The following is a 16,612-nucleotide window of genomic DNA, read 5'->3' as shown; positions in this document are numbered from 1 at the left end:
ACCTCCTTCAAGTGCTGATGAAGGAAGTGTACGTAATCAATATGAACAGAATATGAACGACATCAAAAATGTAGATGAACCGTGGTGCCGGTTCCGAGGTTTGACTCGACTGTGATGTTTCCGCCATGTAGGTCGATGATATCTGAGGTGATGGCAAGACCGAGACCTGTCCCTTGAGTCGTTCGAGCCGTGTCCCCGCGATAGAAGCGGTCGAACAGGTGCTCTTTTGTCTCGTCGTCCATCCCAACCCCTTCATCCGTAACCGAGATGACGATACCTGGGTCGACGGTACAGGTGATGTGAATTGTGCCTCCATCATGTGAAGCATGAACGGCGTTCATCAATACATTGTTCCAAACTTGTGCGAGTAGAACCGGGTCACTCTTCAAGACTACGTCTTGTGGGATGTCGGTAACGACGGCGATCCCTTTTTGATCAAGAATGAAAGCGTTCGTTTGAATGACTTCGGATACCGATTGAAGCACATTCACGTTCGTCTCGAGAATCGGGGGATTTTCATCCAATCGTGATAAAAGCAGCAGTTGTTTCGTCAATTGGGATAGACGCTTCGTCTCCTGTTCGATGACACGCGCATATTCTCTTGATTCACCTTCCGTACCGTCAGCTAATTTTTCTGCATAGCCACCTAGGGAGGTCAAAGGAGATTGAAATTCATGGGAGACATTCGAAACGAATCGTCGCTGTCTCGCTTCGGTACGATCGATCTCATTTGACATGTTTTGAAATTGTCGTGCCAACGTTCCGATTTCATCTTGACGCTCGACGGGGAGATGTTCCGGAGCTTTACGCATGGCGACGGATGTGGTCGCATTCGTGAGCGTCTGTAACGGGCGGACCAGGGACCTTGTCGAGATGGCAATCAAGCCAAATGCCAAGAGGGTGACGAGTGCGAAAAATAGACCGACGAACAGATGTAACTCGCGGATTTGGGCACTCAAATCCGGACGAATAAAGATGACGTCCCCGTTTTCAAGTGTAAATCCATATGTGTTCGTCAGTTCGTTATCGAACAATCCGAGCAAGAAGAGATGAAACGGAAAGTCACGCATTCCCTGATATGGAGACCCGTTCCGTACGGATTGGATCACCTTGTCAGAGATAGTCTCATCCCGAAAGGCACCGCCAAAACGTCGACGTTCGTCAGTCGCATCCACGACGACCAGTTGATATCCGGTCGCAGCTAAGAAAGTATAGAAGGCATCATAGTCTAAATCGGTATGGTTCTCGACATACGACTCCGCTATTTTGGCGACCCGTTCCGTCTTCTCGCTATAGGAAGGTTGCCACCACTTGTAATAAGCCACATTGCTGATCAACAGGGAGATGGCTCCGGATAGAAGTAAAATCAAGAACATCGTGACGATGATTCGCGTGTAGAGTGTCTTCATCCGTTCACCTCGAGCGAGTATCCGACACCTCGTACGGTTCGAATCGACAAAGCAGGGTGATCGAACCGATTACGAAGTCGCTTGATATGAACATCAACTGTTCGCTCATCCCCCTCGAAATCAAATCCCCATACCAAATCAATTAACTCCTCACGACGATACACTCTTCCCGGAAAAGAGGCGAGTTGAAATAATAGTTCAAACTCTTTTTTAGGGAGATAGAACAGCTGACCCTCAAGCGTCACCTCGTATTCTCTTAAATCGAGTCGAAGAGGACCAGCTTGAATTTGTGAAGCGGCCGAACGTTGATAACGTCGCGAGACGGCTTGCAATCGAAAGAGTAACTCCTCAGGGATGAAGGGTTTGGTCACATAGTCGTCTGCCCCATGAACGAATCCTTGACGCTTATCCTCCCATTCATCGAGAGCGGTTAGTAAAATGACGGGAATATCGAGAGTCGACTTGAGTCGTCGACACAATTCACGACCGTCAAGCCCTGGGAGCATGATGTCGACAATCGCGGCATCGATTGGTTGCATCGTGAAACGTTCTTCGCCTGTGTTCCCGTCGGTCGCTGTCAACACCTCATGACCCGCATCCTCGAACGTTTCTTTCACAAGGCGTAAAATGGAGGGGTCGTCTTCTACGATGAGTATACGCATAGCGGTCGTTCCTTTCCTAAATAGGTTCGACACGAAACGAGGTGACCCATGCGGAGTCACCTCGAATCGTATCAGCTTTATTGCTTCGTCATCTCTTGATGAAGGGCACGGAGGGCGCGGATGAACGCATCCTTAAAGTATTTGTCTTCTTGAGTCTCTAATGTTTGGATGGCCTTTTGGTCACCGTTACTCGCTTTGACGAGAAGATTCACGACTGTTCCCCAGCGTTTCACATGTTCTGGGCGAGGGTGGTTCAACGCGGTCGTCAGCGTGAACCAATACGGTTGATCGCGCCGCTGCAACGTGGCAATCATCCGTTTGGCAAGGAGCGCTTCTTCTTCAGAAGGGATTGTTGCCGTGGCGAACCAACCGAGCATCGAAGCGCTCATCGATTCAAGTTCTTGTTTCATTGCAGGTTCGATTGGCATCCGTCCGAAGTCTGTCACGTTGACAAATACCAATCGGTCTTTCGGGTCAATATGTGTGATCCATCCTGACACTGACTTCAGCTTTTCACGTTCTTTTGACTGGGCTTTACACGTATACCCTTGAAGTTTTCCGATGTAGATGCGGAATTGTCCACGGTCGACATGTTTGTCCACCTTGAACTCGATTTCTTGTCCTGCTTGAAACGGTTGATTCCGTTTATGCAACGTCTGACCCTTTTTCAATTCGGGTCGTTTGGAAATATGACGCAATGCTTCTTGTTCAGTCCGATCATCCAATGTCCAAAGGTTGTGAGGGGTCACGTTTTTAAAACGATGACGCCGGACGTAGATGTATTGGTCGAGTGCGTCGATCGCGTCTGCGGAAGTGGCAGTTCCATTCAAATAGTCATCAGCGATATCACGTAAGGTGAGGGATTCGAGACGATCGATATGTCCTGAATAGGGAACGCTTCCGACAACAAATAACGCGGTCGCAATCAACTCACTTTCTCGAGGGGTCAGCGGTCGTTTGGCCATGGTGCACTTCCTCTCTTAATTCATATGATTAGTATAACAAAAACAGTTAGAATGTTGTGAACTCAACTGCGATTTGGAAAAAAATGAGGAATGGACAGGATTCCCACCATTTATCTCGAATAATGACTTGTAGAGAATCGGATGTAGGAATGAAAAAGTGAGGTGAGGCAATGAAGCTCTCCATCGAATCTGGGGATTATGTCGTATTGATTGAAATCAATAAAGAAGTACTCAAATGTGCATCCCTTGAGGAAGCCGATCAGGCAGATCGTCTGCGATATGAACTCGTTGGTCGGATGAGCGAACGCTTGCCAGCAGAAGTCATCGTTCCGTCGATCATCGATTACATTCGCTTCGGAAGCGGATATATCGGAGATCGCATCGTCTGGGACGCTGAAACGGAGTCTTTTTTTTGCCAGCAGTTTGAGACCATTGACGGGTCTCCACTTGGAGAGGACCTCGAAGGATTCCGTCCCGACCCAAGCCGGGTGGAACTGGCGCGCTACTATACGTACTTGACGATTGGACGAATTGTCGAGTTTGATATGCTGCACCCGGATGAGCCGAGCTATTGGTAAACTTAGCGACAACTTTTTATTCAAAAAAAGGGAAATCTAATCCAAAGTTTGAGATAATGGAGTCACTTTATCAGTTTGGAATGGAGCGGAAGGAATGAAAAAGATTGCCCTTTTGACAGCGATTGCCCTTTTATTGCCGGTCGGAGTAGATGCAGCACAGCCAGTCATCCTTAAGAAACATGGCTACGTCGTTTCAGAACCACAAGTCACGAGTCAATATTATGTGAAGCAAATCGGTACGGATTTGGCCTGGAGTAAGACGAGAGGCGCAAGTGATATCGTTGTGGCGCTGATTGACTCGTCAGCTGACCGGAACCATACGGATTTGAAGAACGTTCCTCGTGTCGTCAATTCCATGAAAGGTCCGTATACTGCGGATATTCATGGTACGCATACCGCCGGAATCATGGCCGGGAAACATAACCGCTTTGGGATCGCCGGACTCGCGCCGAACGTTCGCTATCACTTTTATAATGTGTTTTACGGGGTGAATTCAGATGAAACAGACTCCTGGACGGTCGCCAATGCAGTGGATACGGCTGTAGCGAAAGGGGCGAACATCATCAACCTCTCGCTTGGAGGGGATGATTATGATAGTCGTTTGGCCACATCGATTAAACGGGCAAGAGCGAAAGGGGTCATTATCGTCGCATCATCTGGAAATGATCGAAAACAGACGATCAATTTTCCTGCAAACATGAAAGAGGTAATCGCGGTCGGTGCAATCGATTCTAGACATCGTCTCGCGAGCTTTAGCAATATGGACGATCGCGTCAAAATCGTGGCGCCAGGTGTGAACATCCTCTCTCTAGGAATCAACAACCGCTTTGTCTTTATGGACGGGACCTCGATGGCGGCACCGATGGTCACGGCGAGCCTCGCGCTCGTCAAATCGATCAATCCTTATTTGACACCTGGTGAGATCGACCAGTTGATTGCGAAGATGCCAAAAGCCTCCGGAAAGTCTTATACGGAATTGAATGCGATGAAACTGCTAGAGGCAACGGCTCGCCCTATTCACATCTCTGCCCCTTCGGTGTGGAAGAGTCGATACGTGAATGATGTCAAGTTGAGTGTTATGAACCATTCGAACTTAAAGTCCTCGTTCACACTGTATCAAGGGAACAAGAAAGTCAAGACGCTCACACCAAATCGGTCGTTCACGATGTATTCGAGCGGGGATTGGTTACCGAGCGGACAATATCGCATCGTCGGTCAAGTCACGGATGGAAAACATAAGCGATACACGAGCCGAACGATTGATTATGTCAACACGTTGAAGACGACAGTGTCTGTGAAGGTGTCGGAAGAAGGGACGTTCTCGATTCACACGACGCGAAAAGGCACGGTCACGTTACTTGATTCAAATGGGAAGGTCTTGTACGAAGCGCTCCACATCGCTGGGACATTCCCGGTAAGAGGGGATACGGCGGAAAAGTTGACCGTCATTCTGAAGCCGACGGACCTTCGCGAAAAAGTGGTGACGACATCTTTTGAGCCACCGATCATCGAAGACGAGCCTCCGGTCACAGAGACCTTGTAAGATAAAAAGCCGCCTGCTCCTAACGGAGAGACGGCTTTTTCTATTTAATCGATGGTGATGGCTTCTCCACACCAACGGATACTCGCTTCTAATACGTTCCCTTGGTCATCAATATGCTCGAAACTGAGTTTCCCATCTCGGATGATTTCGCAAAGACCGACTCGGACACGGTCGCTCCAAGCGCGACGCGTCTCATGCGTTTCATCGAACACTGGAATGGCGTCCGGGAAGCGCTCCTCGAGATGTGCTAAATTGTGATGGTCAAAATGATAAGGTCGTTTCGAGAGTTCGTTCGGTGCCTTGATGTCGAACGGTTCAAACCCTCGGACGAGACGATTATTTCGGTAGAAGGCGAACACGCCGTTGTTCGGGTGGAGCACTTTAATGTCATCGATTTCTATTACATAAGTCAGACGTTGAATCCAACCGTTTTTTGCATCCTGATGCATCAAAATCCCTCCTTATTCAATGAACACGCCTTATTTTAGCGCTGACTGAACGTAAAATCAAGTTTCGAATTTAAGTTGTCAACCGTTCAAATTTCAGCTACAATGGTTGAAGTGACTATGAAGTCTGGACAATCGCGGGACGCAAGTCTTGAGGAAAGTCCATGCTCGCACAGCCTGTGATGGCTGTAGTGATCGTGCTACACGAAACGATAAGTGTAGGCAACGCAAGTTGACGGCAGAAGAAACACCTAAGTCCTCGGATATGGTGTCCGCTTCTTGAAAGTGCCACAGTGACGGAGTCTGATCGGAAACGTTCAGAGTGGAACGAGGTAAACCCCACGAGCGAGAAACCCAAACTATGGTAGGGGAACTTCCAGACCGGAATCGAACGGGACGGAGGGCGCCGGTGTGCGCAGATAGATGATTGTCACTCCATCGTGCCAGGGAGACCGTTATGAGCACCGGAGTACAGAACATGGCTTACAGGACAACATAGTCTCAACTGACAACGACAAGGAGTTCAAGCACATATACTTGAGCTCCTTTTTTCATGATTTTTTTACAACTTACAAAATGACTGAAAGATATTTATGTAGAAGGAAGGCGATTTAGATGGCAAAACGTAAACTGATTGCGACGGCAGCGATGGGAATTGAGGCACTTGTGGCAAAAGAAGTAAGGGATTTAGGATACACGTGCGAAGTCGAGAACGGACGGATTTATATCGACGCGGAAATGGAAGACATCCCACGTCTGAACATGTGGTTGCGGACAGCAGACCGGGTCAAACTCGTCGTTGCCGAGTTCAAGGCGACAACGTTTACAGAATTGTTTGACGGGGTCGTAGCGTTACCATGGACCGACCTCATGCCGTGGGACGCGGCGTTCACGGTCGACGGACGCTCGGTCAAATCAAAGCTGTTCTCGATTCGTGACTGTCAGAAAATCACGGAGAAGGCGATCGTTGAAGCGATGCAACGCGGCTATCGTAAAGAGGGAGAATGGTTGCCGAAGTCAGGCGCGAAATTCCCAATCGAAGTCGCTCTTTTGAAAGATGTGGCGACCATCACGATCGATACGTCCGGTCCACTTCACCGTCGAGGCTACCGTGAGCTTCATTCGCAAGCTCCACTCAAAGAGACGATGGCAGCGGCGATGATTCAATTGACAAACTGGCGTCCGGACATGCCGTTTTATGACGTATTTACAGGTTCAGGGACGCTCGCCATCGAAGCGGCGATGATTGGACGAAATATCGCGCCGGGTATCAACCGTGAATACTTCGCACAGGATTGGACATGCATCCCGAAAAAAGCCTGGTATGCGGCAATAAATGAAGCGAATGAGAAGGCGGAGTGGGATAAACCGTTAAAAATCTATGGAATCGACTTGGATCCGCGGATGGTGAAACTTGCAAAAGACAATGCGGAACTCGCTGACGTCCGTGATGCGATCACATTCGTCCATAGTGACGCAGCCGCACTGAAGCCGAAAGAAGAGTACGGGGTCATCATCGGAAACCCACCTTATGGGGAACGACTTCAGTCAGAAGAAGAAATCATCGACTTGTACGAACGGATCGGGGAACAATATGCGAAATACCCTGGTTACAGTGTCTATATGTTGACGAGTTATGAAGACTTCGAGAAGGCATACGGGCGCCCGGCGACGAAGCGTCGGAAGCTGTACAACGGAAATATCGAAACGCAATATTACCAATACTTCGGAAAGCGTCGCCCACGTCCGGACCGTGACGCAAAACCGAAATCAGAATGATGAATCCATGACCGTTCACCTGAGCGGTCATTTTTCTGTTTTCTTAGAACAAACTCACTTGTTTCATCATCCGTGTAACAGGATATACATAACATATGTATAATTAGAGGGGGACAGATGATGGAAAAGTATACAGTCGAATATCAGTTACATGTGAAAGAACAGAACACTCGGACGGTCGAGGTAGAAATGGACCGTGTGCCGGACTTAAATAATCAAGAAGAATTACATGCGGCTTACCAGATTGTATCTGACGCGATTCGTGAACCGATCACAAGTTTTGAGATTGTATCTATTACGTGAGCCCGAGGCAATCGCTTCGGGCTTTCTACATAATATTGGAGGAGTGAGCAAATGAATATTTTAGTAGTGGGCATCGGGGATGTCGCCAAAAAAGCATATCTACCTGTATATGCCGGATTAAAGGACGTTGATGTGTATCTCGTCTCAAGGGATGAACAGAAGTTACACGATATCATCTCGACCTTTCGTTTCAAAGGAGGGTACTCAGACCTACACGCCGTGCCGATGACAGAAATCGATGCGGTCATGATTCATTCGACGACAGCTGTTCATTATGAGCAAGCCGAGTATTGTCTACGGCAAGGAAAGCATGTCTTCATCGACAAACCGATCACGTTCACTCTTGGAGAGACGGAACGACTCGTCGCACTTGCTAAAGAGAAAGGCGTCCATCTCGTCACAGGCTTCAATCGCCGATTTGCCACGGCCACACAGGCACTCAAACAAGTCGAAGAAAAAAATATGGTCTTCATTCAAAAGAACAGAACGTATAAACCGGCATCGCTTCGTGAATTTGTGATCGAGGATTTCGTGCATGTCGTCGATACGCTCCGTTATTTGACCGACCTTCAGCCTATCGAACGTTTACGTGTCACACCTCGATTTGAAGGGGATGTGCTGAAACAAGTGATGATTCATTTCAAGGCAGGGGGAATCGAGGCAATCGGTTGGATGAACCGAGACAACAGTTGCACCGAAGAAGTGATGGAAGTCATGTCACCGACCGTGAAGCGGGTCACGCGTGATGTGGAGCGGATTACAGACTATGGACGAGACGGTGTGAAGGAATGGTCACTCGACCCATGGGAGTCGAATTTGAAACGTCGAGGGTTTATCGACCTTGTGGAAGACTTCTTACGTTTACTTCGTGGGGAACCGAACGCCTCCGTTGTCGCGGAAGACAGTCTCGAGACACATCGTCTCTGTGAAGAAATTCTAAAGGAAGTGCGGTGAACATACTGTTTCCGTCATATTCAGAGCGGGTAAAAACCCGATAAAAGGAGGCGATTTCGTTGGATATTCGTGAACTGATTATGCAAATCAATGACTATTTATGGTCGTACCTTCTCATCTTCGTATTGATTGCAGGAGGTCTTTATTTTACGATTCGGATGGGGTTCGTTCAATTTCGAATGTTACCGGAAATGTTTAAACTCTTATTCGTGAAAGGAATCAAGCATGAGAAAGGACAGGTCTCATCTTTCCAAGCGTTCGCCATCGGAACGGCTGCCCGTGTCGGTACGGGGAACATCGCCGGCGTATCGACGGCAATCGCTTTAGGCGGACCTGGCGCCGTATTTTGGATGTGGCTCATCGCCTTGATCGGAGCAGCTTCGGCGTTTGTTGAAAGTACGCTCGCCCAGGTGTATAAAGTGCATGACGGCAAGGCTTGGCGCGGTGGTCCGGCGTACTATATTGAACGGGCTCTCGGTGCACGCTGGTTAGGCATCGTATTTGCCATTTTGATTACGTTCGCGTTCGGTTTTGCGTTCAACTCCGTCCAGGCAAATACAATCGCACTCTCCGTGAATAACGTATTTGAGATCGATACGGTCTGGGTCGGCATCATCTTGTCCGTTGTCACCGCTATCGTCATCTTCGGTGGGATTCGTTCCATCTCGACCTTATCGGGAATCATTGTACCAATCATGGCGGGCGGTTATATCTTACTCGCTATTTGGGTTGTCCTTACGAATCTTGATGTCGTGCCACAGGTGTTCTCCGCCATCTTCTCTGAAGGTGTCCTCGGTTTCCAACAGTTGTTCGGTGGTGCGGTCGGTGCAGCCGTCCTCCAAGGAATTCGACGTGGTCTCTTCTCGAACGAGGCAGGTATGGGGTCTGCCCCGAACGCCGCAGCTACCGCTGAGGTGAGTCACCCGGTCAAGCAAGGATTGATTCAATCGCTTAGCGTATTCGTTGACACCTTGTTCATCTGTACCGCAACAGCGATGATTGTCCTCATTTCAGGAGTGGAAGGCTCTGAAGCTTTCCAAGGGATTGAGCTTGCCCAAGAGGCGCTTCTCGTTGAAATCGGACCGATTGCGACGACTCTCATGACTGTCGCCATCTTACTTTTTGCCTTCAGTTCGATTTTGGCCAATTATTATTATGGAGAGACGAACATCGAGTTCATATCTGAGAAGAAGCGATATTTGATAATCTATCGGATTGCTGTTGTCGGGATGGTCATGTTCGGGTCGGTGCGATCTGCGGGACTCGTCTGGTCGATTGCCGACATCTTTATGGGCTTGATGGCACTCGTCAACATGTATGCGATTTTCCGATTGAGTAAAGTTGCCAAGACACTCCTCGACGACTATATGGTCCAAAAGAAAGAAGGAAGAGACCCGGAATTCTTTAAAGATGGTGTCGAACTTCCTGGTAAAGAACATATTGAAGCGTGGGAAACAAAGAAAGAAGAAATTAGTTGAAGGATCATCAATCAATGGGACGTCCCTGGCAAACAGGGGCTTCCTCTTCATTTTGAACTTATTATTTCAAATACCTCATTATATTATAAAAAGAAAGTAGAGAGTATCGATGAAACAAGTATTTTTGACAATCGTCAAGCGATTTTTTACAGAACGTTTTTTTGATCAAGCGGCCATGTTAGCCTATTATTTCATTTTATCTACGTTCCCGTTCTTATTATTCGTATTAGGTATTGTTGGATTTTTACCGTTTACGAGTGGCGATGTGATTCAAGCGTTATCACTCATCATGCCTGAAGCCAGTTACAAGCTATTAGAAGGGAACATTGAAGCCGTATTCGACAACTCCAAATTGAAATTGGCATCATTCAGTATCTTACCAGCACTCTGGATCTCATCGATGGCCGTACAATCTCTCGTGCGGGCATTGAACGATGCCTACCGGGCTGTTCGTAATAAAGCCTTTTGGAGGGGCGTCTTACAGGATATCGCCATCACCTTGGCGCTCATGTTTGTGTTGCCATTTTCATTGCTCGTCCCTGTGATTGAGACGGCACTTCGAGAAATCTCTTCATACGTGTTGTTCATCGATGAGATTGTCACGACATATGCGCAGATTTGGTTTTACTTCAGATGGATCATCGGAACAGGTCTTCTATTCACTGTATTCGTATTTGTATATAAGTGGTTGCCAAGTGTGTCCGGAACATTTAAAAATAGTTGGGCCGGAGCCGCTTTTGCAACAGTAGGGATTCTGCTTGTCTCGAACGTGTTTAGTTACTATTCACAATTCGCAAACTACGAGCAGTTTTATGGTCAACTCGGTGCGTTCATCGTCTTATTGATCTGGTTCTATCTCGCTGCCTCTGTCATCTTGCTTGGTGGGCTGTTGAATGCGACGTTAATCGAGAGGAAAGAAAAACTTCGTTAGACGTGTAATTGCTAGTTATCATTCGAAAGAATAGGGAATGGTATCGTAAGGTCACATCATCAAAGCGGAGGTGGGAAACATGGATATGCAACGGCTCGTACACAATCGTCGTTTCATCGATCAATCATTGTTTTACCTCGCCTTACATCTATGGAAATGGATCCTACTGTTACCTGTCTTGTTCTATTTGGACGTATCGTTCCGACATTCGCCATTCTCTGAGTACTTGATTGTCAGTATCATCTTGTATCTCATGTTTCGTGTGATTCAATATGTGATAGCTAGCCGAGCTTCTCTCATGGAATTAGTAGAGTTCGCGTATGGGGTGCTATCACTTGTTCTCGTCTTCTCGTTCATGATGGAAATCGGCGCGCCACCGATCGCTGTCGCAATAGTTGGAGCTGCATACTTGAGCCATCCGATGCTTTCTCTACATCACTATCAAAACTTTTCAGAGCGCAAATGGTTGAACAAACAGTTTCAATTATTTAGCCCGATGCTTCGCCAGGGTGAGGTACCGGTTCATGTCCTCGTGTTGACGGAAGATGAAATTGTGATTACTGTAGAAAGTGGAAAAGAGTTTACGTACCGTCATATTTACTGGGGCGGTTTTTATGTAGAAAATCCTTCCTAAAAGGTGGTTACTCAGTTGTTTAGTGGATTTGATAATGTGATTGTCATCGTATTCTGGATTGCAACATTCATTGCTTTCTTTAAAGGCGCCTATGATATGTGGCGTGAATACCGAACGTCGAAAGAAAAATCAGTATTGTACTTTTTAATCGTATTGATTCTCACATGGTTTTGGTTCAATCCATACGAATTGGTCGCATTGCATCCCTTCGTACTAATGGCGTACTATTGGAACCGAAATCGGTGGATGCGAAACGCAATGTTCGTGTTGGTTCTCGTACCGTTTGTGATTCGTGTCTGGTTAATCGCAGCATCGATGTAAAACAAAAAACTCGGTCCCTTTATAGGGAACCGAGTTTTTGTGTGAATCGTTACTCTTTCTTCGCAGCTGCCAATTCAGCTTCCATTTCACCGAATTCACGGTTGATACGTTTTTGTTCTTTCTGGCTAGTAAAGTTACTGACAAGCACGATTGCCAACATACTCAAGAAGAAGCCAGGTACCATTTCATAAAGGACTGTCGAAAGTCCAGTGACGATCCAGAGAATGACGGTAATGGCACCGACGAGGATACCAGCGAGGGCACCTTGACGCGTCATCTTGCTCCAGTAAAGTGACAAGAGGATTGCTGGTCCAAATGCAGAACCGAATCCAGCCCATGCATATCCGACGAGTGTGAGGATTGTACTTGATGGGTTGAGTGACATGAGCGTCGCTACAACTCCTACTAGCAAGACACCAACACGTCCGGCAAGGACCATCGTCTTCTCACTTGCATCTTTGTTGAAGAATTTACGATAGAAGTCTTCTGTCAATGCAGATGATGTGACGAGCAATTGCGACGATACCGTCGACATGACCGCAGCAAGGATGGCTGCCAATAAGAAACCAGTGATGAACGGGTGGAACAAGACTTCAGAGAATTGAATGAAGACTGTTTCCGGGTCCCCGAGTGGATTTCCTTGTCCTCGGAAATAAGCGATTCCGACGAACCCTGTCATGACGGCACCGATGATAGATACTGTCATCCAGCTCATCCCGATACGACGAGCCGTTTTCAATGATTTCACATCACGGATTGCCATAAAGCGAACAATGATGTGTGGCTGACCGAAGTAACCAAGTCCCCAAGCGAGGAGACCGATAATCCCGAGTGTCGTCGTCCCTTTAAAGAGGTCGAACAAATCGGCATTGATTGTCGTTGCAGAGTTGACAGCAGTGTCTACTCCACCGATATCTGTTAAAGCGACGAATGGTACGAGCACGAGCGCCAAGAACATGATGACACCTTGTGCGAAGTCCGTCCAACTAACTGCCGTGAATCCACCGAAGAGGGTGTATAAGATGACGACACTAATTGTGACAATGACACCTGTCTGATAATTTAATCCGAATGAGCTTTCAAACAACTTCCCGCCGGATACAAGTCCAGCTGACGTGTAGAACGTGAAGAAGATGATGATGACGGATGCAGAAAGGATCCGTAGCCAGTTCGAGTGATCTCGGAACCGATTCTCTAAGAAGTCTGGAATCGTAATCGAATCGTTCGCCATCTCTGTGAAGACGCGAAGTCGTGGAGCAACTAACAAGTAGTTCAAGTAAGCTCCGATGACCAATCCAACGGCTAACCAAATTGCTGATAGTCCAGTTGCATACATTGCACCCGGTAGTCCCATTAACATCCAACCACTCATATCCGAAGCTCCGGCTGACATGGCTGTAACGCCTGGCCCCATTTTACGGCCACCTAACATATAATCTGATGAATCGGTCGTTCGTTTATATGCAACGTATCCGATAAGAAGCATCATCACGAGATAAAGCGCGATTGATACCCATTCTTGCCATAGCATTGAATTACCTCCTATTAAGTTAAAAGATCTATTTAATCAACTCGTTCGCGATTGTGTGAAGACATCACACAGTTAAAAACAAAAGTTGAAAATGCGAACTTGTGCTTTACCTTACAGAACCTTTGAAATGATTGCAAACTGACACTTTTTCATAAAAATAGCTCTAAAGCCCATTATACCAACGGATGAAGGCTAAAATTTTCAGATAAAAAGTTTAAATATTCTGAATATTTGAAATGCTAAGGACTTTCCTGTGTAACATGAATGTAATATTTATGGGAAAATTTTCAGAAAACATATTTATAATCATAAGAAAAAGAGCATCTTTGAATGCTCTTTACTTCTTTATTTGAATGCTTTTTCTTCAACGAGTCGCATCGTCGGGAATGTTTGTCCAGACTTCGCCTGCATCGTAACCAAGATATAAGTTTCGCTATTATGTTTCATGATGAATACCATGGTATATCCGGATTCGTCCGTATAACCCGTCTTCGTGGCGGTCACAAACTTGGAGTAGTTGACACTTCGTTCATTAACCGATGAACCGAGGTGATACCACCAACGACGTTTGCCGTTACCGTCTTTATCTTTAAATTCGGCTTTAAATTCATAAGTCCCGGCAATTTCAATCAACTCCGGGTATGTACTGAATGCGAAGGCGATTTTAGCCATGTCGTTCGCCGTCGTATAATGATTCGGATCCGAGTAGCCATGCGCATTTACGAAATGCGTTCCAGTCAATCCTAAAACCTTTGCTCGATCATTCATCAATTGAACGAAGGCCTCGGTCGACCCGCTCGTGTATTCCGCAAGGCTGTTCGCAGCATCGTTTCCGGATTCAAGTAGCGTGGCGTAAAGTGCTTGACGAACTGTCAATGTATCCCCGATGGCAAGATGCGCGATATGGCTGTCCCATGGAATATCGAGTGTCGACTGTTGAATCGTAATGATTGGTTGGTCGAGTTCATTCGCTGCAGATGCCTTCTCATAAGCAAGCAGTGCCGTCATCAATTTAGTCGTACTGGCTGGAAACACACGATCATTGGCGTTTTTATCGATCAATATCTCTTGTTTGGTCACGTTGACGAAAGTTAGTGCGCCAACCGAGATTTCCTCATCCGAAATCATCTTCGTCTCACTCGGACTCCATGAACCCATGTCGATATCCGGGAAAAGCGGACCTGTATTCATCGGTTCAGCTTTTGGTGTGGACGCTTCTGCTAATGTCGGTGCTTCTTTATCTTGTTTAAATCCGACCAACGTCGGGATCAGTGCGATGATTCCGAGTAAAACGACCGCGGCAATCATTCTTCGCATGATGTACGTTCTTCTTCGGTGTCTCCTTCTACGGGTCAACAAAAGTCCCTCCTTTTTTGGTTACTCTATAAACATAATAGAAAACGCTCTTTTTTTTCGCTAATAAAATAAAGAACTAGGTCAATGATTGATCGGCGATGAAAGAACTGCGTTTCGGGTATAAGGGTAAAGATGTCACTTTTAGAGAGGAGGATGCATCATGCATCGTTATCCGTTCACGAACTCCATTTGGCGTCAACATGATACTGGGACGCCGTACCCATCCCTTTCCGTTTCGGAATCGACCGAAGTCGTCGTCATCGGGGCAGGGATTGCGGGACTCGTCTGCGCCTATGAACTCCAAAAGCGAGGGAAACAAGTGACGCTTCTAGAAGCGTTAGAGATTGGACATGGGACGACGGGACATACGACGGCAAAATGTTCCGTTCAACATGGGACGATTTATCAAAAGTTGATTCGTCATTTTGATGAGTCCATCGCTCGTTTATATTACGAGTTCAACTCAGAAGCGCTCATCTATCTAAAAAAACAAATTGAAGAAGGGTTTGACTGCGATTACGCGAATGAACAATCGTTTCTTTACTCTAGGGAACCGAACGAAGAACTTACTAAAGAACTGGATGCGTATCGTCGTTTGAAGATTGACGGAGGAGAAGCGACGGAAGAAGTGAGAAAGGCTCTCCCGTTCTCGATCGAGCAGGCGTTGGTGATCCATGACCAAGCTCAATTCCATCCCGTGAAATACTTACGTGAATTAGCGGAACGTTTTGTTCGTCTCGGAGGAAAGATTTATGAAAATTCTAGAGCGACGGAAGTGAGTCAGGGACCACGTCCAGTAGTCACTACATCTAACGGTAGAAGGGTACAGGGAAATCAAGTCGTGATTGCGACCCACTATCCATTCAATGACCTGCGCGGGTTGTACGTGTCGAAGTTTTCAATCGAAAGATCGTATATCGTTGCCTGTGAAGTGGAAAGTCGACCACTCAGAGGGATGTATTTAGAGGTTGGACAGCAAAATCGCTCGTTTCGATCCTATAGTGAAAACGGAAAAAGCTATTTACTAGTTGGAGGTGAGGGGCATACCGCTGGGCAAGTCACAGATACGCGTCTACGATATGATCGATTGGAGAATGACGCACAGGCACATTTTGGAACGCATCGGGCATCTCATAGGTGGTCGTCCCAAGATCTTATCACCTTAGATGGACTTCCTTACGTAGGGCAAATGTTCAAGAGAGAACCAGATCTCTTTGTGGCGACTGGATTTTCGAAATGGGGGATGACGAACGGAATCGCTGCCGGCACCTTGCTCGCGGACCAACTCACAGGTCATGCGAACCAATTCGTTGAGCTGGTCTCACCGCTCCGTCAAACGGTTAAACCTAGTGATATCAGTGCATTTCTCAAAACAAACTTAGATACTGCCGCTCAATTCACGAAAGGGACAGTAAATCGGATGCTTGAACGAAAAGATGTACAAGACCTGCAGCTAGACGAGGGAGGAATCGTGCAAGTTGATGGGAAGACCAAGGGCGTCTATCGAGATTTGGATAACCAGTGCCATGTCGTCAACCTGACCTGTACGCACCTCGGTTGTACAGTGAAATGGAACAATGCCGAGCGGTCATGGGATTGTCCATGCCACGGTTCTCGTTTCGATGCAAAAGGGGCTGTATTAGAGGGTCCTGCCACAAAACCACTTTCCTACAGTAAGCGAGAAGATTTGTAAACTGGTGTAGGCAAAGGTTGACAGCTATA

At 46.9% G+C, this 16,612-nt stretch carries 16 protein-coding genes and 1 other RNA gene; 11 read left to right on the top strand and 6 right to left on the bottom strand.

Annotated features, from left to right (window positions below; genetic code table 11):
• Window positions 1–62: 62 nt before the first annotated feature.
• The 3 genes from ACFO4U_RS04285 to ACFO4U_RS04275 all read right to left on the bottom strand — a co-directional run bounded on the left by ACFO4U_RS04285 (window position 63) and on the right by ACFO4U_RS04275 (window position 3,036).
• Window positions 63–1,409, bottom strand: coding sequence for a sensor histidine kinase (locus ACFO4U_RS04285; RefSeq protein WP_215243903.1), 1,347 nt, complete (start codon window positions 1,407–1,409; stop codon window positions 63–65).
• Window positions 1,406–2,071, bottom strand: a complete 666-nt coding sequence (locus tag ACFO4U_RS04280; protein ID WP_215243904.1) for a response regulator transcription factor — start codon at window positions 2,069–2,071, stop codon at window positions 1,406–1,408. Before ACFO4U_RS04280 ends, ACFO4U_RS04285 begins: the two co-directional genes overlap by 4 nt.
• Window positions 2,072–2,148: 77 nt before the next feature.
• A complete protein-coding gene (locus ACFO4U_RS04275) occupies window positions 2,149–3,036 on the bottom strand; it encodes a hypothetical protein (protein ID WP_215243905.1) in 888 nt (295 codons plus the stop codon).
• Between the two features lie 170 nt (window positions 3,037–3,206).
• Between ACFO4U_RS04275 and ACFO4U_RS04270 the strand changes: the two genes are divergently transcribed.
• Both ACFO4U_RS04270 and ACFO4U_RS04265 read left to right on the top strand, forming a co-directional pair.
• A complete protein-coding gene (locus tag ACFO4U_RS04270; protein ID WP_074036967.1) occupies window positions 3,207–3,614 on the top strand; it encodes a hypothetical protein in 408 nt (135 codons plus the stop codon).
• A 94-nt stretch (window positions 3,615–3,708) separates the two neighbouring features.
• Window positions 3,709–5,157 (top strand): S8 family peptidase, encoded by a 1,449-nt coding sequence (locus tag ACFO4U_RS04265; RefSeq protein WP_215243906.1) that lies wholly within the window; start codon window positions 3,709–3,711, stop codon window positions 5,155–5,157.
• A 44-nt stretch (window positions 5,158–5,201) separates the two neighbouring features.
• Here the strand turns inward: ACFO4U_RS04265 and ACFO4U_RS04260 are convergent, their stop codons facing one another.
• Entirely contained in the window at window positions 5,202–5,606 is a 405-nt protein-coding gene (locus ACFO4U_RS04260; RefSeq protein ID WP_012726372.1) for a hypothetical protein, read from the bottom strand.
• Window positions 5,607–5,726: 120 nt separating this feature from the next.
• Between ACFO4U_RS04260 and rnpB the strand changes: the two genes are divergently transcribed.
• The 8 genes from rnpB to ACFO4U_RS04220 all read left to right on the top strand — a co-directional run bounded on the left by rnpB (window position 5,727) and on the right by ACFO4U_RS04220 (window position 12,003).
• Window positions 5,727–6,094, top strand: an RNA gene (gene rnpB, locus ACFO4U_RS04255) — RNase P RNA component class B.
• A gap of 124 nt (window positions 6,095–6,218) precedes the next feature.
• On the top strand, window positions 6,219–7,382 hold the full coding sequence (locus tag ACFO4U_RS04250; RefSeq protein WP_074036970.1) for a THUMP domain-containing class I SAM-dependent RNA methyltransferase: 1,164 nt from the start codon (window positions 6,219–6,221) through the stop codon (window positions 7,380–7,382).
• A 120-nt stretch (window positions 7,383–7,502) separates the two neighbouring features.
• Window positions 7,503–7,685 (top strand): hypothetical protein, encoded by a 183-nt coding sequence (locus ACFO4U_RS04245; protein ID WP_230872813.1) that lies wholly within the window; start codon window positions 7,503–7,505, stop codon window positions 7,683–7,685.
• A gap of 51 nt (window positions 7,686–7,736) precedes the next feature.
• Window positions 7,737–8,639: a Gfo/Idh/MocA family protein gene (locus tag ACFO4U_RS04240; protein ID WP_159562348.1), complete on the top strand. Its 903-nt coding sequence runs from the start codon at window positions 7,737–7,739 to the stop codon at window positions 8,637–8,639.
• A 59-nt stretch (window positions 8,640–8,698) separates the two neighbouring features.
• Entirely contained in the window at window positions 8,699–10,117 is a 1,419-nt protein-coding gene (locus tag ACFO4U_RS04235; protein ID WP_215243907.1) for an alanine/glycine:cation symporter family protein, read from the top strand.
• Between the two features lie 109 nt (window positions 10,118–10,226).
• On the top strand, window positions 10,227–11,048 hold the full coding sequence (locus ACFO4U_RS04230; RefSeq protein WP_196430760.1) for a YihY/virulence factor BrkB family protein: 822 nt from the start codon (window positions 10,227–10,229) through the stop codon (window positions 11,046–11,048).
• Window positions 11,049–11,127: 79 nt separating this feature from the next.
• The gene (locus ACFO4U_RS04225) at window positions 11,128–11,682 is read left to right on the top strand and encodes a hypothetical protein (RefSeq protein ID WP_074036974.1); all 555 of its coding nucleotides are present in this window, start codon (window positions 11,128–11,130) and stop codon (window positions 11,680–11,682) included.
• A 15-nt stretch (window positions 11,683–11,697) separates the two neighbouring features.
• Window positions 11,698–12,003 (top strand): hypothetical protein, encoded by a 306-nt coding sequence (locus tag ACFO4U_RS04220; protein WP_078146956.1) that lies wholly within the window; start codon window positions 11,698–11,700, stop codon window positions 12,001–12,003.
• A gap of 49 nt (window positions 12,004–12,052) precedes the next feature.
• On the opposite strand, the gene putP is transcribed toward ACFO4U_RS04220, so the two are convergent.
• Together putP and ACFO4U_RS04210 are read right to left on the bottom strand one after the other, a co-directional pair.
• Window positions 12,053–13,534, bottom strand: coding sequence for a sodium/proline symporter PutP (gene putP, locus ACFO4U_RS04215; protein ID WP_078146955.1), 1,482 nt, complete (start codon window positions 13,532–13,534; stop codon window positions 12,053–12,055).
• A 345-nt stretch (window positions 13,535–13,879) separates the two neighbouring features.
• The gene (locus tag ACFO4U_RS04210; protein WP_251131812.1) at window positions 13,880–14,851 is read right to left on the bottom strand and encodes a D-alanyl-D-alanine carboxypeptidase family protein; all 972 of its coding nucleotides are present in this window, start codon (window positions 14,849–14,851) and stop codon (window positions 13,880–13,882) included.
• A 199-nt stretch (window positions 14,852–15,050) separates the two neighbouring features.
• Between ACFO4U_RS04210 and ACFO4U_RS04205 the strand changes: the two genes are divergently transcribed.
• Window positions 15,051–16,583 (top strand): FAD-dependent oxidoreductase, encoded by a 1,533-nt coding sequence (locus tag ACFO4U_RS04205; protein WP_215243909.1) that lies wholly within the window; start codon window positions 15,051–15,053, stop codon window positions 16,581–16,583.
• The last annotated feature ends 29 nt before the right edge of the window (window positions 16,584–16,612 follow it).

Origin of the sequence: Exiguobacterium profundum (assembly GCF_042652865.1) — a bacterium.
In the GTDB taxonomy this organism is placed as follows: domain Bacteria; phylum Bacillota; class Bacilli; order Exiguobacteriales; family Exiguobacteriaceae; genus Exiguobacterium; species Exiguobacterium profundum.
Note: the sequence above shows the minus strand (reverse complement) of the source record. Positions and strands in the feature narration are given on the sequence as shown.

Excerpts from the sequence above, each read along its gene's own strand:
- ACFO4U_RS04230 (WP_196430760.1), top strand. The coding sequence starts at position 10,227 with ATGAAACAAGTATTTTTGACAATCGTCAAGCGATTTTTTACAGAACGT.
- ACFO4U_RS04275 (WP_215243905.1), bottom strand. The coding sequence starts at position 3,036 with ATGGCCAAACGACCGCTGACCCCTCGAGAAAGTGAGTTGATTGCGACC.
- ACFO4U_RS04225 (WP_074036974.1), top strand. The coding sequence starts at position 11,128 with ATGGATATGCAACGGCTCGTACACAATCGTCGTTTCATCGATCAATCA.
- ACFO4U_RS04265 (WP_215243906.1), top strand. The coding sequence starts at position 3,709 with ATGAAAAAGATTGCCCTTTTGACAGCGATTGCCCTTTTATTGCCGGTC.
- ACFO4U_RS04260 (WP_012726372.1), bottom strand. The coding sequence starts at position 5,606 with ATGCATCAGGATGCAAAAAACGGTTGGATTCAACGTCTGACTTATGTA.
- ACFO4U_RS04245 (WP_230872813.1), top strand. The coding sequence starts at position 7,503 with ATGGAAAAGTATACAGTCGAATATCAGTTACATGTGAAAGAACAGAAC.
- ACFO4U_RS04205 (WP_215243909.1), top strand. The coding sequence starts at position 15,051 with ATGCATCGTTATCCGTTCACGAACTCCATTTGGCGTCAACATGATACT.
- ACFO4U_RS04240 (WP_159562348.1), top strand. The coding sequence starts at position 7,737 with ATGAATATTTTAGTAGTGGGCATCGGGGATGTCGCCAAAAAAGCATAT.
- ACFO4U_RS04270 (WP_074036967.1), top strand. The coding sequence starts at position 3,207 with ATGAAGCTCTCCATCGAATCTGGGGATTATGTCGTATTGATTGAAATC.
- putP (WP_078146955.1), bottom strand. The coding sequence starts at position 13,534 with ATGCTATGGCAAGAATGGGTATCAATCGCGCTTTATCTCGTGATGATG.
- ACFO4U_RS04210 (WP_251131812.1), bottom strand. The coding sequence starts at position 14,851 with ATGCGAAGAATGATTGCCGCGGTCGTTTTACTCGGAATCATCGCACTG.
- ACFO4U_RS04280 (WP_215243904.1), bottom strand. The coding sequence starts at position 2,071 with ATGCGTATACTCATCGTAGAAGACGACCCCTCCATTTTACGCCTTGTG.
- ACFO4U_RS04250 (WP_074036970.1), top strand. The coding sequence starts at position 6,219 with ATGGCAAAACGTAAACTGATTGCGACGGCAGCGATGGGAATTGAGGCA.
- ACFO4U_RS04285 (WP_215243903.1), bottom strand. The coding sequence starts at position 1,409 with ATGAAGACACTCTACACGCGAATCATCGTCACGATGTTCTTGATTTTA.